This window comes from Paenibacillus sp. sg306046, from assembly GCF_059821225.1.
Genome location: NZ_JCAMRT010000001.1, coordinates 337,810 through 360,644, shown reverse-complemented (window position 1 = coordinate 360,644; position 22,835 = coordinate 337,810). Strand labels below are relative to the sequence as shown.

Sequence of the window (22,835 nt, the reverse complement as noted above, 5' to 3'; positions counted from 1 at the left end):
CAAACATATTAGGTAAATGAGAGTCCCGCTGGTGAAGTCGTTCCATTAAATAACGAGGGAGATGTTGAAGTTGAAACGGATTTTACTTGCATGGTTTGCTTCTGTGCTGTTATTCGTATTTGTGCCGCCTTCATCTACGTTTGCTGCGACTGTAGGGAAGGCTCTGCCTGCTCCTGAAGCTGGGTGGCAGAGGTTTGATGATCGACATGAGGCTATTCGCTATGTGGGCACAGGATGGACGAAGCCAACCAATTCGCCTTATTACAACGGCACCCGTGCTCAATCAAGCAAAACAACATTGGATGACAAGGTTCAATTTTCGTTTCGCGGGACAAAGATTCGAATTATCGGAGGCACCTATCCTGACTACTCGCCCAGCATAAAAATAACGATTGATGGCAGCAGCGAGACTTTCAGTGAAGCAACCTCAAGTCAAGAAATACCACAAGCGCTCGTCTACGAAAAAACTGGACTTGCAAATACCGTACACACCGTTGAAATTCAGAAATTAGCTAATGGACCTTATGTCGTGGATCTGATCATCGACGCTATAGATATTGAGGATACGGGATACCTAATTAAAGATTTCATCGCGCCATCCGTTCCAATTGGATTAGCTGCGAACGCTGGTGATCAACAAGTGGTATTAAATTGGGAGGCTAATACAGAAACAGATATTCAGAGCTATAAGATTTACCAAAATGGTGTTTACGTGGCTGCAGTCAGTAAACCGGCTGCTTTGTACACAGTCACGGGGTTGAACAATGGAACGAGCTACAGCTTCCAAATAACGGCCGTTGATACATCAGGGAACGAATCAGGTAAAAGCAGCGTTGTTTCTGCGACTCCACAGGCCCCTGTTCCGAATGCGCCGACTCAACTGACGGCACAAGCTGGAAATGCGCAGGTCGCTCTGTCCTGGTCTGAGGTGCCCGGAGCTACAACCTACAAGGTGAAGCGTTCGACAACGTTAAACGGAGTTTATGCAACGATAGCAGACACGGTAACAGCTGTTACTTATATGGACCCGCATGTCTTCAATGGCATCACTTACTACTACACCGTCACAGCCGTCAACGCGTTTGGCGAAAGCACGCCGTCCAATAAAGTGTCAGCGACGCCGCAAGCGCCAATCCCACAAGCACCAGCCGACCTGACAGGACAAGAAAACGCAGGGCACAGCTTGCTGACCTGGCAGTCGGCGGACTACGCAACAGGCTATACCGTCAAGCGTTCGTCAACCGCAGGAGGACCTTACATCACGGTTTCGAACGTAACCTACGCGACGTATTTCACCGACACTTCGGTCATCGCGGGCGGCACTTATTATTACGTGGTAGCTGCATTCAATCCGATGGGCGAAAGTGCCAATTCGAATGAAGTGGCTGTCAAGATTTCCAACACACCGGTGCTCGACATCGTCATCGCAGAGGAGAAGGTGACCCTGGGCCAGGAATTTACGGCCGAAGTGCAGTTGAGACATGTAACAGGCATTTACGCTGAGGATTTTACAGTCAGCTTTGACACGACGAAATTCGATTATCTTGGGTTCGAGGAAGTACCGGGCCACAAGGTGTACAACAATCCGGTGAACCAGAACGGCGTGCTGCGGTTTATCGTGGCGAGCCAGGGACAAGCTTACGGGATTACAGGCGAGAAGACGTTTGTGAAGCTGAAGCTGAAAGCGAAAGCGGAAGGCGTCGGCAAGGTGGACGCGCTGAAATGCCGGATCGCCGATACGCAAAGCGAGTTTGACTTGAACGACACGGATTGCCGCGAGGATTCGTTGCTCGTTGAAGGCTACCCTGACGTCAACCGTTCGGGTGAATACACGCTGCTGGACTTGGCGATTGAGGGCTACTACTACGGACAACTGGCCTCCAACACGCCGGCCCAATATAACACGGCTCAAGCCGGTACGGATCTGATCGCCGATGACGATCTGGTGCATATCGTGAATCAGATGCTGGCCAACGCGAACTACGCGCCGAATTTGTAAGATAAACAATAGGTCAAATAGCGTCCCACCGGTGAAAGCAGCCGGTGGGATTTTTCATGTAACAACATAAAAAATTAGCATCCTAAAACTTTATTTATAAATCATATTAATTCCAATTAATACCTTAATTTTATTGGAAATGTTTAGACTTTTGTTCGTTTTATAGGTATATTTCGAAGCGTATTTTAACATTAAATCCAATAGTTGTAGGTATTTAGGGAGGAGGTGAGGCGAAGTTAAAGCTGCAAAGGTTTCGGCTTCTGCTCAATTTAAGCAGAAACATCAGAGTTTTATATCCCAGGGAAGGTGGAAACATTCATGGCTAGACTAGAAGTTAAGTTGGGATCACTGTTGTTGGTTATGTTTTGCTGCTTGACTGCCTCTCCGCTTTACGCTTCGTCGTACAGCTACGATGAACTGAATCGCCTGACATCGGCGACGTTGGATTCGGGAGAAACGTTCTTGTACACCTATGATGCCGGAGGCAACATCCTCTCCGTTCGAAGCAGCGGGGGGCAGGCAGCAGCCAGCATGGCCATTGAGCATGTACAGCTGCTGGCGCATGAGCGGAACGCTGAATTGACAAATGCTGATTTGAAGAATGGTGATTTGAAGAATGGTGATTTCGAGTTGGCTGGCGAGGGGCAGGACATTGCCGTAGCTTGGCAAGCGGATGCTTCAGGGCAAGCGGTGGCGGAGTATCAGATGGTGACTGTCCCGACCAGAGCCTCCGCTTCCTTTGCAGGAGCTGCTGGAAGCACAACTGTTGCGGTTCCGGAGCATGAGGCATCAAGCGTCAGCATGGTCGTCTATGCAGACAAGCTTCAACTAACGCAAGCACAGCAGGTATCGGTGAATGGGACTGCTGGAGCCGTCGCCGGCGTCAAGCAGGAGCTGTCAGTCACGGCAGGCACCCTTTATGAGCTGACGGCTGCTGTCCTCCCAGTTAAGCTTCATGAGGCTGGAATTCGAGTGGTCGTGACCTTCTACGATGAATTCGACACCCTTGTCGATGCCTTAACCGTTACCCCTGATGGGCAGACGGAAACGGGCAGCTGGCAGGAAGTACAAGCGGCAGTTCAAGCGCCGGCTGGCGCAGTCAAAGCTCAAGTGGCGCTTCAACTGCGTGTGTTTGGCTCCGAAGGCGCAGCGCTTGCCAGGTTTGACGACATTGCCTTTCAAGCTTCCCCTAATTAATTTCTCTCACGGAGGGTCATATTTTGAAGCGATTGCTGCTTGTTTTACTTACTGCATGGTTTGTGTTCGCAGGCGTTCAAGCTTTAGTTGTCTCGGAGGCAAGAGCTGCAGACACGCTGTCCTATACCTTATCGCCAGGAGCATCGGCAGAAATTACGGCATTACCCGGCAGCGGTTCGATTTTTGCTTCGGTCAAGGTAAGCGGAGGGCCTCACGAGTATGCCAGATATTACAGTGAAGGCGGTTCCTACCTGTTCGGTAAATTCGCAGGTGCGCAAACCTACAGCATCAACGGGACACACCGAATGATCATCACCAATACGTCCAACTGGTCGATCACGATCAGCAGCGGTCCTGTTTTGTTTGACATCAGTTATTCGCCTACACCCGCTTTGCGGAAAATGATGATTTGGCCGAACCAGAGCGTAGATGTCGTGAATACGTCGGGTAAAGGCACAGATGTAAAGGCAGATGGTCTCAACGACTATGCGAAGTATGATCAGTCGGACGAGCTTGTCAGCTATGCCAAGCGCCGTATTGCAGGAAATTACGACGTGTTCGCAGGTCAGCGGATCGCGTTGACCAATCGGGACACGAAGGCTTATGAGGTGTGGGGTCCGTATGAGACGCTGCAAATGAGCAGCCGCAATGCCCCCGCCGTTTATTACAAAACAATCAGCCCCGGGCAGAGTCTGGAAGCTGTGAATTCATCAGGCAAGGCGATTTCTTTATCGGTTGACGGCCTATACGATAATGCGATTTATGAGGCAGACGGTTCCATTTTTTCATATGGGCGCAAAAGAGCATCCGGGACACTCAGCGTTGCTTCCCGCTACAGCGCTGTGCTGACGAATACGGATACGAAGTCTTATGAAGTGGCGGCGCCGTATGACGGGTTCCTCATCACAGACCGTTCTGCGCCGGCTTCTTTTGTTGTGTCCTTAGGTGTTGGTCAAAGTGTACAAGCGTTTAATAAGACGCCGAAAGGTTTTTCACTATCGCTTTCAGGGACATACGATTTTGCGGAGTATCTTAAAACGGGTACTGTTTCTGCCATTGGCCGAGGCGTGCGTACAACCTCCAGCCTGATTTCATCAGGGGGCTATCTGGCCGTAACGAATCGTGGCACAAGCGCAATGGAAGTGTCCGGACCGAATGATGGCTTCCAGGTGAGCGGCAGAAGCACGCCTGCTCTTGCCTTACTGACGTTGCAGCCTGGCCAGCATATGGAGGCGGAGAACACAAGCAATGCCAACGCGTCGTTGACGTTGAGCGGTACTTTCGATTACGCGCTCTACCAAGGCGAGGAAGGGATGACTTCCTATTTACGGGGGAGCAAGCTTACGGCTTTGCCGTTAGGCGCATCCAGACGCGCAGCCATTTCCAACACCGGTACGGCGGCAGCTGATGTCATTGGCGCTTATGATGCCGTACTGCTCCGCGGAAGGTCGAATCCGGTAACGTTCTCCGCTGCATTAGCACCGGGCCAGACGCTCGAGGCGATAAACCGTTCCCAGGGTGCGTTCTCCTTGACCACAACGGCTTTAGCGGACTATGCCGAATATAAGGACACCGGTACGTCTGTCGCCTTCGAGCGGAATCGTTCAGCGGGCTCTATCTCGGTTCCTTCCCAGAACCGGGTCGTGTTGACGAACAGCTCCGGGACAGGGATGACTGTGACAGGCCCGTTTGACGCGTTTCAAAGAACGATGCGGCTTAATCCGTCGCTTGTTGTCCAGACCTTGAATCCAGGCCGAAGCATCCAGGTCACGAACAAGTCGATCCAGTCCGTTAATTTGAAAACGACAGGCACGTATGATTATATTCACACAGCGAAAGACGGAGAAATCACGTCCTTTGACCGCGGCCGTACGCTGAGCTTTCTGCAAGCTCCTGAGGACAAAACAGTAGGCGTCACGAATGCAAGCCTGGCCTCTGTAGAGGTAGCAGGACCATTCGATATTTTGCAAGTCGCCGAGCGAGTCAACCCTGTGTTGTTTATCAAGCCCGTGCAGCCGGATCAAAGTGTAGACATCACCAATCGCTCTGCGAAAACATACCGGATTACTTCAACGTTTGCGGGCGACGTAGCCGAGTATAAGCCCGATGGCGCATTAGCGAGCTATACAGTCGGCGGCGCTGCAGGTCTTTCCTTAGTCGATGCAGGCAAACGAATAGCGTTGATGAATACATCAGGCAAGGTCGGCGAGGTGTGGGGCCCCTTTGACCTGTTTACGGTGACAGACCGCGCCAACCCGGTCACGTTCGTCAAAGCGCTGGCGCCGGGCCAGACGCTCAAAGCCAGTCAGGTCGCCGCCAGCACGTTTCACGTGCGCCGCTCGGGCGTGACGGACTATGCGCTGTACAAAACGACAGGTGCGATCTCGTCCTTCGAGCGTGCGGATTCGGGAGCCGCTTTGCGGGCTGTTGCTCCTGGCGAAACCTTGATCGTCACGAACAACGGTCAAGCCCAGGTTCTGGTGCGTGGTCCGTATGAAGCGTTTCAGCTTGGCAGCCGGGCAGAGCCGGCGCTTTTTGTCAAAGCCTTAAGCGGCAGTCAAAGCATGGACGCCACGAATCTGACCGCAGCTCCGGCATCGCTTGTCATTACGGGCGGTCATGATTATGCGATGTATGACGGCGATGGTTCGATCAAGTCGTACGCCTCAGGCGTCTCGGCTACGCGCAGTCTGAGTCCCGGGGAGCGCATCGGCATAGCCGGGACGGATGGCGCAGCCATTGAGGTGGCAGGCCCTTTTGATATATTCCGAGCGGTGGATCGTACCACGCCGGTCACCTATTCCGCTGCCTTGACTCCAGGCCAGACGATTCAAACGCGCAATATCGCCTCAAAGATGTTTTCAGTCAAAATTGTCGGCAAGTACGATTATGCGGAGTACAGCTCGATCAGGATGATCTCGGGATATAATCGGGCGAGCTTGTCCGGCTCGCTGATCATGGAGGCAGGCCACTTTGCCCATATTACGTCTGCGGACACGGCGGCCATCACGGTGAAGGGGCCGTATGACGCTTTTGCCTGGACGGCCCGGCAGGAGCCAGCGCTGCTGGTGAAAACGATGGCGCCGGGGCAAAAAATGGACGTCGTGAATATCGGCTTGAAATCAACAGCCTTGACGATCAATGGCTCCTTCGACTATGTACAATACAAGCCGGACGGAGGCATTCAGCTTTACAGCCGGGGCTCCGGCACGAACACACTGAACGCCGGAGAACGCTCGGCCTTTATGAACGCTGACACCCGGAATGTGGACTTCGCGGGGCCGTACGATATGCTGCAAGTCAGTGAGCGCAGCCGCCCGGTCAGCTATGTGAAAACACTGGCTCCGGGGCAAACCGTTCAGCTTCTCAACCGGGACAGCAAAGATCAGTTTATAAAAGCGGCAGGGCTGTTCGATTATGTGAAGTACTATGAATCCGGCGCCGTCCAATCAGGGGATCAAGGCATGACGAGCGCCAGCAGCATTGTCATCGGCGCGAATAAGCGGATCGTTCTGACGAATACGAATACCGGACCGATGGAGGTGCGGGCTTCCTATGACGCGTTCGAGGCGGCCGATCGCTCGGAAACCGCCTACGTTACACAAACGCTGAATCCTTCGCAAACCGTAGGATTTACAAATGTGACAAGCGGCAGTGTCAGCGTGCGCGTGACGGGTGTTTTCGATTATACCATCTATAATCCGGACGGCTCCGTCTTCCTCTCCGCCCAAAAGCGCAGCCCGGCTACACTGTCTGTCGGCGCGAATAAGCGGATTAAAATTACCAACAGCAGTACGACCTCGTTCCAGGCGGCGGCTCCGCGGGAAGCGGTCGAACTGGATAACGGCAGCGGCCCGGCCAACTTCTTCAAGGAGCTGACACAAGGCCAAACGATTCGCGCCGTTAATAACGGCCAATCGACGTCCTCGCTGAATATCCGGGGGATCGTGGATGTGGTCAAAACGGGCGCTTCCGGCCAGATCATAAGCTGGGAGAAGCAAGTCGCGGCTAACCGTACAGAGGTCGGCCCCGGAGAGGCCATCATCGTGACGAACGCCGGGGCGGAAGCCGTCATGGTCATCGGCGCAAAGGATGCTTTTGCGGTTAGCGATCGCTCGGCCCCTGCGCTGCTGCGCAAAAGCGTGGCTTCCGGGTCGCACGCGCAGTTGACGAATCGTTCGAGTACTCCGATTTCGCTGTCACTTGGCAGCGGGAGCAGCTATGATCTGGTGAAAAGTGCTGCTTCGGGCGTCTTGGCGGCATACCACAGAGGGGATACGACCGAGCAGCACACGTTGACCGCCCAGCAGCAAATGGCCATTTCCAACACAGGAGCAGCTGCGCTTACGATAGTCGGCCCGTATGATGCGTTGCTGGCGACAGACCGATTGAATCCCGCACTTGCGGTGAAGCCGATCGAAAGCAGTCAAAGCATTGCGGTTGTTAATGTAACCTCGGCTGCTCAAACCGTAACGTTTGGCGGAAGCTTCACCTATCGCAAGCCTGACGGAACGATCGCGAAGGGGACAAGCACGCTAAGCATCCCGGCGGGCGAACGCTACGTGCTGACGAGCGGGGAAGGCTCGAAGCAGGATGCGTACGGACCTTACGATGCCGTCCGGTTTGAGGCGGCTACAGCTGCGATCTCGGGCGAGGCGGCCGTGGATGAAATTCGCAAGCTGGACCCGTCGCAAACCGATGCGCAGTCTCTGCATGCAGACCCGATTGATACGGCAACAGGCGCTCAGGTCATACAGCGTACGCTGCTAAGCGTGCATGGCGCAGTTGATGTGCCGTTTGCCATTCAATATCATTCGCTGCTATTGAACGCGGGCAAGCTTGGCGCCGGCTGGGGGCATAACTATGAGACTCGTGTGGAGCCTGCGGGCGTCGGCAAGCTTGTGCTGCATTGGAACGCCAACCAGCGCAATGCTTTCCAGGAGCTTGAAGCTGGCGTCTATACGTCCGCCGACCGTTCGGTTCGCCATGACCGGATTGTCAAGCAGGCTGACGGAGCTTACCGGCTTATCCGGCTGAATGGAACGGAGTACAGCTTCACCGCTTCCGGCACATTGCAGGAAATTCGCAGCAAGCAAGGGCAGCGTGTCGTCTTGACCTATTCGTCTACGGGGATGCTGACCGGCATCACCGAACCGATCTCCGGTAAAGCGCTGACGCTGGCTTATCAGGATAACGGCCGCTTGGCCAAGGTAAGCGACCCGCTGAACCGGCAGGTGCTGTTCAACTACGATACGGGAGGGCGTTTGGTCAAAATAACCGACGCCGCAGGTCTGGAGTACGTCTATACGTACGATGGAAAGAACCGTATTCTTACAGCCAGTGAGCAAGGCGTCCGGCTGTTCACGAACACCTACGACGCCGAGGGCCGTATCACCGGACAAGAAAGCGGTATGGCGGCGAACGGTACGACACGGTTCGCGTATACGGAAAGCAACGGAGCTTTAACGACAACGGTCACCGATCGGTTAAACAACGTCAAGCAATTGATTCACGATGCGAATTATCAGCTGGTCGAACTCGTAAGCGAGCTGGGGCAGCGCACGTCCTTTGCCTATGATGCCAACGGCAACCGGACGAAGGTGACCGATCCGGCAGGCCAGTCCAATACATTTGCGTATGACGCCAGCGACAACCTGACAGGGATAACCGATCATCTCGGTCAAAGCGTAGGCATGACCTACGATAACCGGCAAAATCTGCTGACCGTTACCGGTCCGGATCAGCTTCGCATCGTCAACGAATATGATGCCAAGCAGCAGCTTGTGAGCGTCACCGATCCGGCGGGCCAGAAGACGACTTACGCCTACAATGCCAACGGGCAATTGACAGAAGCGACAGATGCCCGGTCAGGCCGTACCCAGTACAGTTATACCAGCGGGCTGCTTACGGCGATAACCGCTCCAACCGGCAGTCGGGTACAGTACGCGTATGATGCGGCGGGCCGAGTGACGTCGATCCAGAACAGCAGCGGTAAATCGACTGCGATTGAGTACGATAAACGTGATCTCGTCACACGTGTCGTCGATCCTTCCGGCTATGCCGTAAGCTATACGTATAATTCGGCCGGACAGCCGCTGACGTCCAAGGACGCAAAAGGTCAGGTCACCTCCTATCAGTACGACCTGGACAACCGTCTGACATCGGTGACCGATCCTTTAGGCCGCATTACCAAATTCACCTATGATCGTGAAGGTCGTGTCACCGAGGCGTTAGACGCCAAAGGACAAAAGACCGCCTACGCCTACGATGCGAAGGGCCGCCTGACAAGCGTTACAAATCCGCTGGGTCAACGGGTCAGCTATGTGTATGACCAGCTTGATCGCAATACGGCTGTTATTGATGCATTGGGCAACCGTGTGTATCAGGCTGTCTTTGACGAAGCAGGCAATCCGATTGAAATCAAAGATGCGCTTGGTCGTCAAGTAACCCAGCAGTTTGATGCGCTGAATCGGCTGAAGCAGGTCACCGACCCGTTGAACCGCGCAACCACGTTTACTTACGACAAGCTTAGCCGCTTGACCGAGGTGACGGATGCGAAGCAAGGCACGAGCAAATCCGTGTTTAACGCGCTGAGTCAAGTGACCGCTGTGAGCGATCCGAACCGCAATACCAGCACTTACGAGTACGATGCGACAGGCCGCCTGGTCAAGGAAACAAATGCGGCAGGCGGCACGCATCAATACGAGTACCATGCAAACGGACTTCCAGCGAAGGAGATCAACGGCAGAAAGCAGGAAACCGTGTTCAGGTATACGGACAACGACCGGCTGGGCGGGTTTACGGACGCCGTCGGCGGAGTCTCTTATACGTATGATGCGAATGGCAATGTGACTGCGGTTACCTCGTCTTCCGGCAAAGTGCTGACGCGTACGTTCGACAAGCTGAACCGTGTCGAGTCGTATACGGATGAAGACGGCAACAAGCTGAACTACGCCTACGACGAAGAGGGACAGTTGACCAGCCTGACCTACCCGGACGGCAAGCAAGTATCGTATGCTTACGATGCCGCAGGCCGAATGACCGGTGTAACCGACTGGGCTAATCGGAAAACGACCTACGCCTACGACGCTAACAGCCGCCTGGTGCAAACCACCCGACCAGACGGTTCCGTTGAAAGCCGGACCTACGATGCTGCCGGGCAGCTCGTCACCTTGTCCGACAAACTCGCGAACGGCGTCTGGATCAGCCGCTACATGTATACGTATGACGAGGCAGGCAATGTGACCGGGGAAACCAACGCGTTGACAGCTGCCAGGCTGCCGTCTTCCGTACAAGCAGCGGTGTATGGGCCCCGAGCAGGAGCCGGGACTGCTGCGGTCACCTCCGCTGTATATGGCGAAGCCAGGGCGTTGCTTGGGAATGGAGCCGGTACCTTCGTCAGCATGACGTACACGGCCGACAATCGGCTGGCCGCCTACAAGGGGCAAGCGGTCGTTTATGATGCCGACGGCAACATGACCTTTGGTCCGCTAGGCGGAGCGATGGTCAGCTTCGGGTATGACGCGCGCAATCGTTTGCTGGAAGCTGGAGACATCCGCTACACCTATAATAGCGAGAACCAGCGAATTGCTCGTCAGGACGCCGGCGGGGGGACGACGCGCTTCGTGATCAACCCGCATGCGGCGCTGTCCCAGCTGCTGATGGAGAAGGACAGTCAAGGTCAAGTCAAGGCCCGCTATGTGTATGGCCTCGGGCTGATTGGCCGTGAAGACAGCACAGGCAGCTACCGGGTGTATCACTATGACCGCCGAGGCAGCACGGTGGCCTTGACAGACCTCGCCGGACAGGTCACCGACCGGTACACGTATGGTCCTTACGGTGAAACGCTGCAGAAGCAGGGGAACACTCCGAACCCATTCCAGTACAACGGACGGGACGGCGTGCAAACGGATGATAACGGGCTGTATTACATGCGCGCCCGGTATTACAATCCGGAGATCAAACGCTTCATCAACCGCGATGTGTTGACGGGAACGATGGATGCAGGCCAAACGTTAAACCGGTATGCGTATGTGAACGGCAACCCGGTCTCGTACATCGACCCGTTTGGCTTGAGCCGTGACGGAGATACGTCCCCGTGGATCAAGGGAGGAGACTTCCTGATCGACGCGGTACCGCTGGTCGGTACGGTGAAGGGCTTCCAGCAAGCCTTCAGCGGTGTTAATCTGGTGACAGGGCAACAGATGTCGAGCGCGGACCGCTGGGCAGACGGAATCGGCTCCACGCTGAGCCTGGTGCCGATCCCAGGTCTCAAGCACGCAGGCAAGTATGCGACCCAAGGCATTATCGCTGCGGAGAAAAGTGTTGGGCGATGGTTGGGGCGTGGGGGGATTAGGGGGCTCAGTGAAGGTGGCTCAATAATAAATAGGTATATGCCGGATGGAAAAATATTTGTTGATGTTACTGCATTACCTGGGTCCAAAGGCATGGTGATCCCTAAGCGATTATCTCCAGAGAAAATGGAATTTCTCACTAAAGAATACCATGTAGAATTTGCACAAGTTTATCGGATGGGGGTAGGAAGAAATGGAAGAGGAGGATACTATGAATTATACTCTGGTGTTCATAATCGAGTAAATATCCCTGTTGGAAAGGATGTAATCCTAATATCTCATACTCATCCACGTGGTACAGCACGACCTAGCCCAGATGATAAACTACTTATAGAATTACTAGAACAATTAGGATCTCCTCAGCGTACTTCGCAAATAAACCCTGTAGGTAAAGAGCCCGTCTATTTTGATAAAAATGGGTTAAAACAACGTTAGAAATTTACAATAAATTTTAATCTTGGAGGAAACAAAATATGAAACTGAATGATTATCAAAATATGTGGACAACTGATCAAGATAAATATGCATTAATTGAGCTCGGCAGTAATCGTTATGTTATTTTAGATATATCTCATAGATCGGTAGTTTTAATTGAAGATAGCGATATAGCCGAGGAGGTAAAGAAGCAAATGAAAATTCATGGTAATAAAATCATGGACAAAAACTGGTTTAACTCCAATTAAAAAACATTTCTATTTTCCGATTTATTAAATAGCCGCCCTCTTTCATCAAGGCAGATGTGCAAGGGTTTCCTTGCATATTTCAAACTGCATTCCTCCTACTTTCGTAGGGGGAATTTTTATGTGTGTATCCAACGTATTTAAGCAAATAATGAGAAATCGAAATTTGTTCGATGATGCGTCAATTAATCATTCAACAGATTACATCAATAGATTAAGATTGACATTTAGTTAGTTGAAGGGAGCATAGAAGTGAGGAAATCCAATAGAACAAAAGAAGAACTTGATCAATTGACCGAGCTGGCAAATAAAAATTTTCCTATACACTATCGTAGAATACAAGATATCACGGGTGATGTTGTTTTAACCCCGGAAGAAGCAATTGAAATCGCAAAGAAATATCATCAGGAACATCAATTGGATGGAACGGTTAATGAGCAAATAGATAGTTTATTTTTTGATGAAGCTTACACGTTCAATGTAGATAAGGCAAATAGAGAGAATGATGATGTTCGACCTGCTTAGAGAGTTACCGTAGATTTAAACTCCAATCCATTTTTGTTTGAAGACTATACATTAATTGTATCAGATCGAGATAAGGCGGTAATGGGGATGCTAGATGTTAATGGACACCCTGTGTCCAGAAGGTAACGAATGCACTGATGAAGGTTACTTGACGAGAGAGCTCGCTCGATGAAAAATAGGGATAAATTAGAAATGGGGGTGCTATATAAGTTGAGCGAAAGAAAATGGCATTCAAAGTCGAACGCATAGGCGAAGGTTGCAGCAGCTTTGCATGATGAATTCGGGCGGTTGTCTAACACGATGACAATGTGCCCCGCAGGATAGGCATCAAGAGCCTTCTGAAGAAACGTCAAAAAGTCTCAGCCGTATATGGCTCGTCTTCTTTCCAAACGATCTGTCCTGTCGCATAGTCCACCGTAGCCAATAGCTTGACACCGCGATGCTTGCCCGTGGTTTGGATGATTCGCTGTTAGCCGCGAAGAAACCAGGTTTTTTGAATCTCCTAGTAATCCCGGAGCGTAGTCCAGGCTGGCTTATCCGTTATCTTTCGACAACTTTCAGCATCCATTCAGTTAACATTCAGGTTACTCCGCATATTTGGTGATAGGCTGATGGGGTAAGCTCTACTTTTCAAAGAAAGAAGGGTTCCTTATGAGCATTTCATCGGTCTCAAGCAGTAGCGGAAGTTCTTCTTACTCCAGCGTATCAAGTGATACAGCAGCGCTGGAAAAACAAAAAAACAAGCTGGAGGCGGAACTGAAGAAAGTCAGCGCCAGCAGCGACGATGCCAAGACTAAAGCGGAAAAAACCAAGCAAATCCAGCAACAAATTCAACAAATCGAAGCACAGATTGCTCAGAAGAAGGCTAATGCCACCGGCAGCAGCGCTTCCCAAGAGCAAGCCCCAGCGGCAGTCGGCGCTAACAAGAACCAGGCAGCTGCGGCCAGCCAAGCAACTCCGGCCAAATCCAGCGGTTTTCAAGCCGACGGCAGCTTCGACGTCTACGTCTGATTGCCTCCTGCATCAAGGGAGTCCTTGCCATTCCACAAGGGCTTCTTTTGCGTTCTACGTTCTATGTCTACGTTCTGCGTTCTCCATTCCGCCCCCAACGCCTAACATATCCCAAAAAAGTGGCATTGTTCAATTCCACAATAATGGTACAATATGGGTTAGAACTTATCTCCATTGAGGTGACCGCATCATATCTCAAAGCACACAACAGACCGGCCAAGGCCGGACAGCGAATATTTTGCAGCATGGAAAAGGTCAAATTCTGAAGCTATATTACGCGAACATGCCGGAGGGAGAAGTTCAGCGAGAGGTAAGCGTCAAATACAGACCACCTGGCAGGGCCATGGGAAGGATGAGATAATGACACTAATCATTGCGCGAACTGCTGTGCGTTGCTTCATAAAAAGCTCCAAACATACGAAGCCCGAATACGCTAATCCCACAATCCGCGGTATAATCAAACAAGCAACGCCGGGCCAGAAGGCGGTTTATGACTAATCTAAGGGGAGATGTGCAACATGAGCAACATTGGAGTTTGGGAAAACGCCGAGCCGGGCGTGAAGAGAAAAATATTCGAGCCGGGTGCTGGGATCATGATGATGGAGGTTCATTTTGAAACGGGGGCGGAAGGCTACTTGCACAGTCATCCGCATGAGCAACTGTCGTACGTGCTGGAAGGCGAGCTTGAATTTACGATCGACGGGGAGAAGCGAGTGGTAAAAACAGGCGAGACACTGTATATTCCAAGCGGGGCGAAGCATGGCTGCCGGGCGTTGCGGCCGAGCAAGCTATTGGATACGTTTACACCGGTACGCGACGATCTGGTCAAACGATAGGTGTGACGGCACAAGAGGAAGCTTGATGGATGTGGGAAACCGTAAGCGCATGCTCGGTTAGCGCTCCAACCACCGCACCGGCCTTGCTTGATCCCGCTCGAACGGAACGGACAAGTACGTTGCGGCGACTGGCGGTTGAGCTGGGGCGCAGCTGTCTGAAGCTGCCGACTTCCTGGTCTGTGCAGGCCCGAAGCTAGGGGAGGCGCACCAAATCCTGCCCGCTAGCCAGCAGGCCTGTGACCAGGGGGCCAAGCCTGCGCTCCCAAGCCTGCCCACAACCGCAACCTACAGGTCCGTAAAATGTACAGGGCCAAGGATGGCGCTCAGAAACTCGCTCAGCTCGGCGGCTTCTTCTTCATTTATTTTGTAGGCGTGCTCCAGGTAGCCTTCGGCTTCCAGGTCATCAGGTCCAAGCACCGCGGTCCGGCCGCTTTGCATATCGGTGACGAGTTTTTTGCCGTAAAAGCGGTTTGTCGTAGTAATCGCCAGATCAAAGCGGCGCAGCGTGTCGCCCACGAAACAGACGAACCTTGTTTTTGTTTCTTCGGAACCGTCATATAAAAAATCGAATTCTGTCATATCAGTTTTCACCGCTTTCTTCTCCAGCATGCTTGCCGTCATTGTCACAGGCATTATACCAGATTTGCGTGCGCAGCGGCAAAAGCCATTCGCGGATTGGGCGGTCCGATGCTGCGGTCCGATTTTCCGGTCAGCGTTTCGTTCCCATTTCCGACAAAACATGATACAATCGTTAGAGCGAAAAAAACAGTCAACCGACAGGACGGAAGCCGTCTCCGAATGAGACAGGCTCCGCAGGTCGGAAGTGATTTAATAGAAACGGAGGCTTACATCCAGATGGCCAAGACAAAAATGAGAAGCGATATGATTAAAAAGGGCTTCGACCGGGCACCACACCGCAGCTTGCTGCGTGCCGCAGGGGTCAAGGAGGAAGACTTCGATAAGCCGTTTATTGCCGTTTGTAACTCGTACATCGACATCGTGCCGGGCCACGTTCATTTGCAGGAATTCGGTAAAATTGTCAAGGAAGCGATTCGCGAAGCGGGCGGCGTTCCATTTGAGTTCAACACCATCGGCGTTGACGACGGGATCGCCATGGGGCATATTGGGATGCGCTATTCACTGCCGAGCCGCGAAATTATTGCCGATTCGCTTGAGACGGTCGTGTCCGCGCATTGGTTCGACGGCATGGTATGTATTCCGAACTGCGACAAAATTACGCCGGGCATGATGATGGGCGCGCTGCGCGTCAACATTCCGACGCTGTTCGTCAGCGGCGGTCCGATGAAAGCCGGTAAAACAAGCGACGGCCGTTCGATCTCGCTGTCCTCTGTATTTGAAGGCGTCGGCGCTTACCAGGCCGGTAAAATCGACGAGAAGGGCTTGCAGGAGCTGGAGCAATACGGATGTCCGACATGCGGTTCCTGTTCCGGTATGTTCACGGCCAACTCGATGAACTGCCTTGCTGAAGGACTTGGACTTGCACTGCCGGGCAACGGCACGATTTTGGCTGTAGCGCCTGAGCGCAAGGAGTTCGTAAGACGCTCCGCCACACAGCTGATGGAATTGATCAAGCTGGACATCAAGCCGCGCGATATCGTCACGCTGGAAACGATTGATAATGCTTTTGCGCTGGATATGGCGATGGGCGGTTCGACCAATACGGTGCTGCATACACTGGCTCTGGCTCATGAAGCCGGCTTTGAATACCCGATTGAGCGGATTAATGAAGTGGCGAAGCGTGTGCCGCACTTGGCCAAAATTGCCCCAGCCTCCGATTACCACATTGAAGATGTACACAATGCAGGCGGCGTAAGCGCGATTTTGAACGAGCTGCTGAAAAAGCCGGGTGCAATTGACGGCTCGCGGATTACGGTAACCGGCAAGACGCTGGCGGAAAATGTCGCAGGCTGCGAAATTTTGGACCACGATGTTATTCGTTCGCTGGACAATCCGCATTCTGCGGAAGGCGGTCTGGCTGTTCTGTTCGGCAACCTTGCGCCTAACGGTTCGATTATTAAGGTTGGCGCGGTGGACAAGGCTGTCGGCGGCTACCATAAAGGTCCGGCGATCTGCTTCGATTCCCAGGAGACTGCGCTGGAAGGAATCGCAAACGGCAAGGTCAAGGAAGGCCACGTTGTCGTTATTCGCTATGAAGGTCCTAAGGGCGGCCCAGGCATGCCGGAAATGCTTGCGCCAACTGCGCAAATTACAGGTATGGGTCTGGGAGCGAAGGTTGGCCTCATTACGGACGGACGTTTTTCGGGCGCTTCACGCGGGATCAGCATCGGACATATTTCACCGGAGGCGGCTGAGGGCGGACCGATTGCCTTTGTTGAGGATGGCGACATCATCGAGCTGGACTTGAAAAACCGTACGATTCAGCTGGAAATCAGTGACGAAGAGATGGAGCGCCGTAAAGCCAACTGGAAGGGCTTCGAGTCGAAGGTCAAAACCGGCTACTTGGCCCGGTATTCCAAGCTTGTTACATCTGCGAGCACAGGCGGCGTTATGAAGGTTTAAATACAAGCAAACAGGAAGCCGTTACGGTGTGAGTTACATGCCGGAACGGCTTTTTTGCATCAATAGGCGTCTGACTCGGCTTCATCGTCATCATGTGTCGGATGGTCGCCCGGATAGCCGCGTGAGCGGCCTGCATGCAGCTCGCGGTTTTCATAGGTAAACCGATTTTGCGGACGCTGGTCTGCTCGCCATGGGCTGCTTTTGCCGAGTGATTCGCTGAGCAAGCTGCTCCCATAAGGTCCTTCCGGAAATTCCTCGGCTGTCAGGTCATTTCGTGCAGATTCAACGGTTTGCAGGTCTGTGTACTTCCGCTCCGGCGCTTCCTCTACGAAGGCCGGGTTTTGCTGATTGAAATCTGACCTTGCCACGGGCAGATCACATCCTTTCTTGATTAACCTGATTAACGGTAGGTTACCCGACAGTCGTCTATTTATGCGTGAAAGGATGTTCGGCAAGGGTCGCGCCTTCTGTGTGCGTTGCGTTTCAGGGCTATGAAAGTAGAAGCTCGGAATGCCTGGTGTCGGACAATTGACGGAACCCATTTCATGTGGTAATATGGGAATAATTTCAAACGCATTCGTTACATGAGGAGGCACCTCTTTTCCCTGTTACAGGGAGAAGGGTGCTTTTTTGCGTTTGATGCCAACTTTAATCCCGGGGGAGGGTATACGATGAATTTAATGTTTTTGAACAGCTTGGAGAAGGTGGACCAGGAGGGGCAGGTGTACGCCGGACATGTTTCGATCGGTGAAGATGAAGGGGTTTGGCACGTGATGTGGACAGAGACGCAAGGGGACGAAGCATCCGAAATCGAGGAGTTTTGGTATGAAGGACTGCACTGGGAGGAGATGCTTCGGGTGTTTCGCGAGCGTGTGTTTGCCAAGCAATGCGAAGGCTTCAAGCCGCTGCTCGACATGCGGATCAGTGAGCTGGATACGATGGATGAGCGGTCGGCGCGCATGCAGCACCTGTACTTTTACAGTGAGCGGAACCTGCATGAAGAGCTGTATGAAGCGCTGCGACAGTGGAGAATCAGGCAGGCTGCGGAGGATGGCAAGGCTCTGTATGTAGTCGCTACAAACCGGCTGCTGCGTTTGATTAGTACATTTGTGCCGCATACCGAGGACGAGCTGACTCAGCTGCCGGGAATGGGCAAGGGCCGGGTGGAACGGTTTGGCAAAGCGATTTTGGCCATTACGATGCAAGTGGAGCGCGACACCGCATTTCCACTCGATTGGGTAGAGGAGAAGGTGAACGCGGCGGAGCTGAACATCTGGCTGCTGGAGGAAAAGGAACGCAAGCGGAAAGCCGAAGCGGAGCGGCTGGAAAGTAAACAAAAGCTGCTGGAGGCCATCGCTGCCGGGCTTATGCTGGACGAGCTGCAGGCAACGCTGCAGGTGCAGCGCCGCGAGCTGGTCGGGTGGATCGAGGAGTTCGATCAGCAGGGGATTGATTTGGCTGCGTATTTGGAGCTTGCGCTTGGGCAAGTGCCGGCCGAGCAGCGTGAGCTTGCGTGGCAAGCCTTTGAGCAGCAGGGTGAACGGTATTTGAAGCCGATTTTGCAAAAGGTCATAGGCATGGATAGCTCATTGACGCCGCGAGAGACCGAACAAGCTTATGAATGGCTGAGGCTGCTGCGTTTGAAATTTAGGCAAGCCGCTCGCGAGCGTCAGAAGGATGAGGCAAGCTGAAGTCAGCATCGAGCCAATGAACAACAAAAGACTGGCTCAAAGCCAGTCTTTTTTCCGAAAGAAAAATAACATGAAAAGTCCAAGAATAACCATCGTAATGACAGCAATCAGACCGCCGTAGGGCAAGTGAAGACCCGGTATATAATCAAAGTTCATCCCGTAAATACCGGTAATGAAGGTTAAAGGCATGAAGATCGTCGTCAATGCGGTGAACACGCGCATGATTTCATTCGCCCGGCTCGCCAGACTGGACTGGTAAGCCTCGCGCAAGTTGCCCATCAAATCGCGGAACGTATCAAAGGTTTCCGAAATTTTGACGGAGTTTTCATAAATATCGCCGAAATATTTACGCAGCGGCTCGCTGATCAGCTTGAGGTCCTTTTTATTTAACGTGTGAATAACTTCCTTTTGCGGGACGAGCACTTTTTTCAGCCATAAAATTTCACTGCGCAGCCCGATAATTTCATTCAGATGCGATTTCTTCGTATGCATCAGGATGTCTTCCTCAAGCTTCTCGATTTTTGCTTCGATCCGGTCGCCGACAAGCGTATAGTTGTCTACGATCAGGTCCATCAGGTGGTACAGAAACTGATCCGGGGCCGTAACTTCCTCTTCCCACAAAATCGGTTTTAACGAGCGGATCTCATTAATTTTTTGCCGCGTAATCGTAATAATGTAATGCCGGCCAAGAAAAATATTAAGCGCGCGCAGAAAAATCTCCTCATCATCAAACCGGATACTGTTCACGACGACGAAATAATGGGTATCGTACAGCTCAATTTTCGGACGCTGCTCTTCTTCGGTCAGCACATCTTCAACCGCAAGCTCATGCAAATGGAACAACGGCTGGAGCAGCTCCAGATCCTCGGGTTCGGCATCAATCCAGTAAAAGCCGTGATGTGGCGGTTCGATGGTTTGGGTAAGATCATCCACAAGAGTAAAAATTCCGTCCTGAACCAAGCGTGCCTTCATAAAGTCCACCCCTTTGTGTAGAGTGAGCGGAACTCGGCAGCCCGCAGCTCAGCTGTCCGCAAGCCAGAGCCGGTGCGGATTCAGGCGGGTTACGAAGCTGGCGACAAGAGCCGGACAGGGACAACATAAGCGAACGGCAGCCGGGTTCCGATCCAAGTATTCAATTGTTGACTTGAAGGATAGGAACGACTTATCGGGTCTCCGTCCATTCGAAGCTGCACCCCTTTAGGCAGAAGTTTGTCGAATACTTGTTTAGTATACCCGTTCAATTTTCAGAATACAATCACTTTACAATGACTTTGTATCCGATTAGGTACACAGAAAATCCCTTGGGTCAGCTTATGCAGCAACGACCTTTCGGGTGCCAGGCATTCGCTTGACGGCTTCGCTGTTTTCGATTACATTAGTAGTATCCAGTTACAACTGAATAGATTCGGTTTCACACTCTTATCAAGAGCAGGTTGAGGGACTAGCCCGATGATACCCGGCAACCGACAGATTTGACGAAGCGTCAGCCCCGAGGGTCGACCGTCAGATTTGCACGGTGCTAATTCTTGCGGAGACTTCGCGTGGCCTTTGGCCATCCGAATTTCTGACAGATGAGAGAGGACGATGTATTATACAAAGGCCTTTCTCTCGTGCGTGCGAAGAAGGCCTTTTTCGTTTGTTTGCGGCAAGGGCCTTCTCCGGCACAGAGTGCGAGACAATTCGAATCCAGGAAGAAAAGGAGTGAACCCGATGCCAATCAAAATTCCGGACCATTTACCGGCCAAAGAAGTGCTCAGCAACGAAAATATTTTCGTCATGGATGAAAGCGTGGCGTTCCAGCAGGATATCCGTCCGCTGCGAATCGTCATCCTGAACCTGATGCCAACCAAGGAAACGACGGAAACGCAGCTGCTGCGTCTCATCGGCAATACGCCGCTGCAGGTTGAATTTGTGCTGCTGCATCCGAAAACCCATACGTCGAAAAACACGTCTGTCGAGCATTTGCAGCAGTTTTACAAGACGTTCGACGATATTAAATACGAGCGGATGGACGGAATGATTATCACCGGCGCTCCGGTTGAAACGATGGATTTCGAAGATGTGAATTATTGGAACGAGCTGCGGCAAATTATGGAGTGGAGCCGAAGCAATGTGACTTCGACGCTGCATATTTGCTGGGCGGCGCAAGCCGGGCTGTATTACCATTTCGGCATCCCGAAGTACGGGCTGAGCGAGAAAATATTCGGCGTGTATCCGCACACGGTCACGAAGCCGAACGTCAAGCTGCTGCGCGGCTTCGACGAGCTGTTCCAGGCTCCGCAATCGCGTCATACCGAGGTGCGCCGCGAGGATTTGGAGGCTGTGCAGGAGCTGGAAATTTTGTCCGAATCGGACGAGGCCGGCGTCTATATTGCAGCGACCCGCGACGGGCGGCAAATTTTCGTTACCGGTCATTCGGAGTACGATGCGTGCACCTTGAAGGCTGAATATGATCGCGACATCGCCAAGGGAATGGACATCGCCGTGCCGAAAAACTATTATCCGAACGATGATCCGTCCAGGCCGCCGCTGAACACGTGGCGCGCCCATGCCAACCTGCTGTTTTCCAATTGGCTGAACTATTATGTGTACCAGGAGACGCCTTACGATTTGTATAAGGGGGATTATGTGATATGAGTTCGAACGATAATAAGGATGTATTGAAAATCGAAAGCCGTCTGGCTCAGATCGGGTCCATGGAGGAGCCGGTAACCGGAGCGCTGAGCTTTCCCATTTATCAGGCGACCGCTTTCCGCCATCCGCAGCTCGGGAAAAGCACCGGCTTCGACTACGCCCGGACGAAAAGCCCGACACGCAAGGTGCTGGAGGATGCAATCGCCCAGCTTGAAGCAGGTGATGCGGGATTTGCCTGCAGCTCCGGCATGGCCGCCCTGCAAACGGTATTTGCCAAGTTTGGCCAAGGCGACCACCTGATCGTCTCGCTGGACTTGTACGGCGGCACGTACCGGCTGATCGAAAAGGTCATGTCGCGTTACGGGGTTACCGCTTCCTATGTAGATACAAATGATCTCGAAGCGCTGGAGTCGCTGGCCCAGCCGAATACGAAAGCCATTGTAATCGAAACGCCGACGAATCCGCTGATGATGATTACGGACATCGAGAAGGTGTGTACGTGGGCGCGGTCCAAGGGCATTTTGTCTATTGTGGACAATACGCTGCTGACGCCGTTTTTCCAGCGTCCGATTGAGCTAGGCGCCGACGTTGTTGTCCATAGCGCGACGAAATATTTGGGCGGTCACAACGATGTGCTGGCCGGACTGATTGTAACGAAAGGCAAGGAGCTGTCGGAGGAAATCGCCTTCCTGCATAATTCGATTGGCTCGGTCTTGAATCCGCAGGACAGCTGGCTGCTGATGCGCGGCATGAAGACGCTGGCGCTCCGCATGGAGCGGCACCAGCTCAATGCGACCCGCATCGCCGAATATTTGCAGCAGCATCCGGAAGTGGAGGCCGTGTATTACCCGGCGCTGCCGTCGCATCCGGGGTATGAGGTGCAGAACCGCCAGTCCTCCGGCAACACCGGTATTTTTTCCTTTAAAATGAAGGACGCCCGCTACATCGAGCCGATTTTGCGCCATATTCGCCTGATCGCCTTCGCTGAAAGCTTGGGCGGCGTGGAATCGCTGATGACGTATCCGGCCGTGCAGACGCATGCCGACATTCCGGAGGACATCCGGCGCAAGGTTGGCGTTGATGAGAAGCTGCTTCGTTACTCGGTGGGCATCGAGCATGTCGAGGATTTGATTGCCGACTTGTCCCGGGCCATCGAGCTGGCCAAGCAGGAGATCGAAAGCGGCGTCACGATCGGCAGCTAAGCTTGAATAAAGGAGCCCCGGTAACCTCACTTGCGGAGTGAGCGTTGCCGGGGTTTTGCTGTTGTCGAATTTTCGGGTCAAGCCGTCACGAAGACCCGGGGTCACAGAGACGGGAGAACTAAAGTTGACTGGAGGTTCGTTTGTTTGCCGGTTCTCTTGTCGCAT

The 22,835-nt window shown here is 52.7% G+C and carries 15 protein-coding genes, 2 pseudogenes and 1 riboswitch; of the genes and pseudogenes, 14 read left to right on the top strand and 3 right to left on the bottom strand.

Features of this window, described 5'->3' with window-relative positions; translation table 11 throughout:
* Positions 1 to 61: 61 nt before the first annotated feature.
* The 10 genes and pseudogenes from AC6ROY_RS01535 to AC6ROY_RS01490 form a co-directional block, all read left to right on the top strand.
* Positions 62 to 826, top strand: a pseudogene (locus AC6ROY_RS01535) (fibronectin type III domain-containing protein); the annotation flags it as partial.
* A 126-nt stretch (positions 827 to 952) separates the two neighbouring features.
* Positions 953 to 1,999 (top strand): cohesin domain-containing protein, encoded by a 1,047-nt coding sequence (locus AC6ROY_RS01530; RefSeq protein ID WP_500098286.1) that lies wholly within the window; start codon positions 953 to 955, stop codon positions 1,997 to 1,999.
* 318 nt (positions 2,000 to 2,317) lie between these two features.
* Complete coding sequence (locus AC6ROY_RS01525) at positions 2,318 to 3,196, top strand: RHS repeat domain-containing protein (RefSeq protein ID WP_500098192.1); 879 nt, start codon at positions 2,318 to 2,320, stop codon at positions 3,194 to 3,196.
* Between the two features lie 23 nt (positions 3,197 to 3,219).
* Complete coding sequence (locus tag AC6ROY_RS01520; protein WP_500098191.1) at positions 3,220 to 11,985, top strand: RHS repeat-associated core domain-containing protein; 8,766 nt, start codon at positions 3,220 to 3,222, stop codon at positions 11,983 to 11,985.
* Between the two features lie 38 nt (positions 11,986 to 12,023).
* The gene (locus AC6ROY_RS01515) at positions 12,024 to 12,233 is read left to right on the top strand and encodes a hypothetical protein (protein ID WP_500098190.1); all 210 of its coding nucleotides are present in this window, start codon (positions 12,024 to 12,026) and stop codon (positions 12,231 to 12,233) included.
* 118 nt (positions 12,234 to 12,351) lie between these two features.
* A complete protein-coding gene (locus AC6ROY_RS01510) occupies positions 12,352 to 12,465 on the top strand; it encodes a zincin-like metallopeptidase toxin domain-containing protein (protein ID WP_500098189.1) in 114 nt (37 codons plus the stop codon).
* Positions 12,466 to 12,521: 56 nt separating this feature from the next.
* Positions 12,522 to 12,927: pseudogene (locus tag AC6ROY_RS01505) on the top strand (hypothetical protein).
* 479 nt (positions 12,928 to 13,406) lie between these two features.
* Entirely contained in the window at positions 13,407 to 13,766 is a 360-nt protein-coding gene (locus tag AC6ROY_RS01500) for a FlxA-like family protein (RefSeq protein WP_500098188.1), read from the top strand.
* A gap of 518 nt (positions 13,767 to 14,284) precedes the next feature.
* Positions 14,285 to 14,602 carry a cupin domain-containing protein gene (locus AC6ROY_RS01495; protein ID WP_500098187.1) on the top strand — a complete coding sequence of 106 codons (318 nt, stop codon included), beginning with the start codon at positions 14,285 to 14,287 and terminating at the stop codon, positions 14,600 to 14,602.
* Positions 14,603 to 14,631: 29 nt separating this feature from the next.
* On the top strand, positions 14,632 to 14,799 hold the full coding sequence (locus AC6ROY_RS01490; protein WP_500098186.1) for a hypothetical protein: 168 nt from the start codon (positions 14,632 to 14,634) through the stop codon (positions 14,797 to 14,799).
* Positions 14,800 to 14,887: 88 nt separating this feature from the next.
* Here the strand turns inward: AC6ROY_RS01490 and AC6ROY_RS01485 are convergent, their stop codons facing one another.
* The gene (locus AC6ROY_RS01485; RefSeq protein ID WP_500098285.1) at positions 14,888 to 15,181 is read right to left on the bottom strand and encodes a DUF3055 domain-containing protein; all 294 of its coding nucleotides are present in this window, start codon (positions 15,179 to 15,181) and stop codon (positions 14,888 to 14,890) included.
* Positions 15,182 to 15,457: 276 nt separating this feature from the next.
* Between AC6ROY_RS01485 and ilvD the strand changes: the two genes are divergently transcribed.
* Positions 15,458 to 17,143 (top strand): dihydroxy-acid dehydratase, encoded by a 1,686-nt coding sequence (ilvD, locus tag AC6ROY_RS01480; protein WP_500098185.1) that lies wholly within the window; start codon positions 15,458 to 15,460, stop codon positions 17,141 to 17,143.
* A 59-nt stretch (positions 17,144 to 17,202) separates the two neighbouring features.
* Here the strand turns inward: ilvD and AC6ROY_RS01475 are convergent, their stop codons facing one another.
* On the bottom strand, positions 17,203 to 17,511 hold the full coding sequence (locus AC6ROY_RS01475) for a hypothetical protein (RefSeq protein WP_500098184.1): 309 nt from the start codon (positions 17,509 to 17,511) through the stop codon (positions 17,203 to 17,205).
* Between the two features lie 303 nt (positions 17,512 to 17,814).
* Between AC6ROY_RS01475 and AC6ROY_RS01470 the strand changes: the two genes are divergently transcribed.
* Positions 17,815 to 18,834 carry an HRDC domain-containing protein gene (locus tag AC6ROY_RS01470; protein ID WP_500098183.1) on the top strand — a complete coding sequence of 340 codons (1,020 nt, stop codon included), beginning with the start codon at positions 17,815 to 17,817 and terminating at the stop codon, positions 18,832 to 18,834.
* A 36-nt stretch (positions 18,835 to 18,870) separates the two neighbouring features.
* Here AC6ROY_RS01470 and corA read toward each other — a convergent pair whose 3' ends face one another.
* Positions 18,871 to 19,806 carry a magnesium/cobalt transporter CorA gene (gene corA, locus AC6ROY_RS01465; RefSeq protein ID WP_500098182.1) on the bottom strand — a complete coding sequence of 312 codons (936 nt, stop codon included), beginning with the start codon at positions 19,804 to 19,806 and terminating at the stop codon, positions 18,871 to 18,873.
* 444 nt (positions 19,807 to 20,250) lie between these two features.
* Positions 20,251 to 20,412: riboswitch (SAM riboswitch) on the top strand.
* Positions 20,413 to 20,544: 132 nt separating this feature from the next.
* Between corA and metA the strand changes: the two genes are divergently transcribed.
* Together metA and AC6ROY_RS01455 are read left to right on the top strand one after the other, a co-directional pair.
* Complete coding sequence (gene metA / locus AC6ROY_RS01460) at positions 20,545 to 21,471, top strand: homoserine O-acetyltransferase MetA (protein WP_500098181.1); 927 nt, start codon at positions 20,545 to 20,547, stop codon at positions 21,469 to 21,471.
* Positions 21,468 to 22,670 carry an aminotransferase class I/II-fold pyridoxal phosphate-dependent enzyme gene (locus AC6ROY_RS01455; protein WP_500098180.1) on the top strand — a complete coding sequence of 401 codons (1,203 nt, stop codon included), beginning with the start codon at positions 21,468 to 21,470 and terminating at the stop codon, positions 22,668 to 22,670. The genes metA and AC6ROY_RS01455 overlap by 4 nt, the downstream gene beginning before the upstream one ends.
* The last annotated feature ends 165 nt before the right edge of the window (positions 22,671 to 22,835 follow it).

What these genes read in the sequence shown, in the direction of transcription:
- AC6ROY_RS01485 (WP_500098285.1), bottom strand. Translation starts at nt 15,181, where the DNA reads ATGACAGAATTCGATTTTTTATATGACGGTTCCGAAGAAACAAAAACA.
- corA (WP_500098182.1), bottom strand. Translation starts at nt 19,806, where the DNA reads ATGAAGGCACGCTTGGTTCAGGACGGAATTTTTACTCTTGTGGATGAT.
- AC6ROY_RS01510 (WP_500098189.1), top strand. Translation starts at nt 12,352, where the DNA reads ATGTGTGTATCCAACGTATTTAAGCAAATAATGAGAAATCGAAATTTG.
- ilvD (WP_500098185.1), top strand. Translation starts at nt 15,458, where the DNA reads ATGGCCAAGACAAAAATGAGAAGCGATATGATTAAAAAGGGCTTCGAC.
- AC6ROY_RS01525 (WP_500098192.1), top strand. Translation starts at nt 2,318, where the DNA reads ATGGCTAGACTAGAAGTTAAGTTGGGATCACTGTTGTTGGTTATGTTT.
- AC6ROY_RS01455 (WP_500098180.1), top strand. Translation starts at nt 21,468, where the DNA reads ATGAGTTCGAACGATAATAAGGATGTATTGAAAATCGAAAGCCGTCTG.
- AC6ROY_RS01515 (WP_500098190.1), top strand. Translation starts at nt 12,024, where the DNA reads ATGAAACTGAATGATTATCAAAATATGTGGACAACTGATCAAGATAAA.
- metA (WP_500098181.1), top strand. Translation starts at nt 20,545, where the DNA reads ATGCCAATCAAAATTCCGGACCATTTACCGGCCAAAGAAGTGCTCAGC.
- AC6ROY_RS01490 (WP_500098186.1), top strand. Translation starts at nt 14,632, where the DNA reads ATGTGGGAAACCGTAAGCGCATGCTCGGTTAGCGCTCCAACCACCGCA.
- AC6ROY_RS01470 (WP_500098183.1), top strand. Translation starts at nt 17,815, where the DNA reads ATGAATTTAATGTTTTTGAACAGCTTGGAGAAGGTGGACCAGGAGGGG.
- AC6ROY_RS01500 (WP_500098188.1), top strand. Translation starts at nt 13,407, where the DNA reads ATGAGCATTTCATCGGTCTCAAGCAGTAGCGGAAGTTCTTCTTACTCC.
- AC6ROY_RS01495 (WP_500098187.1), top strand. Translation starts at nt 14,285, where the DNA reads ATGAGCAACATTGGAGTTTGGGAAAACGCCGAGCCGGGCGTGAAGAGA.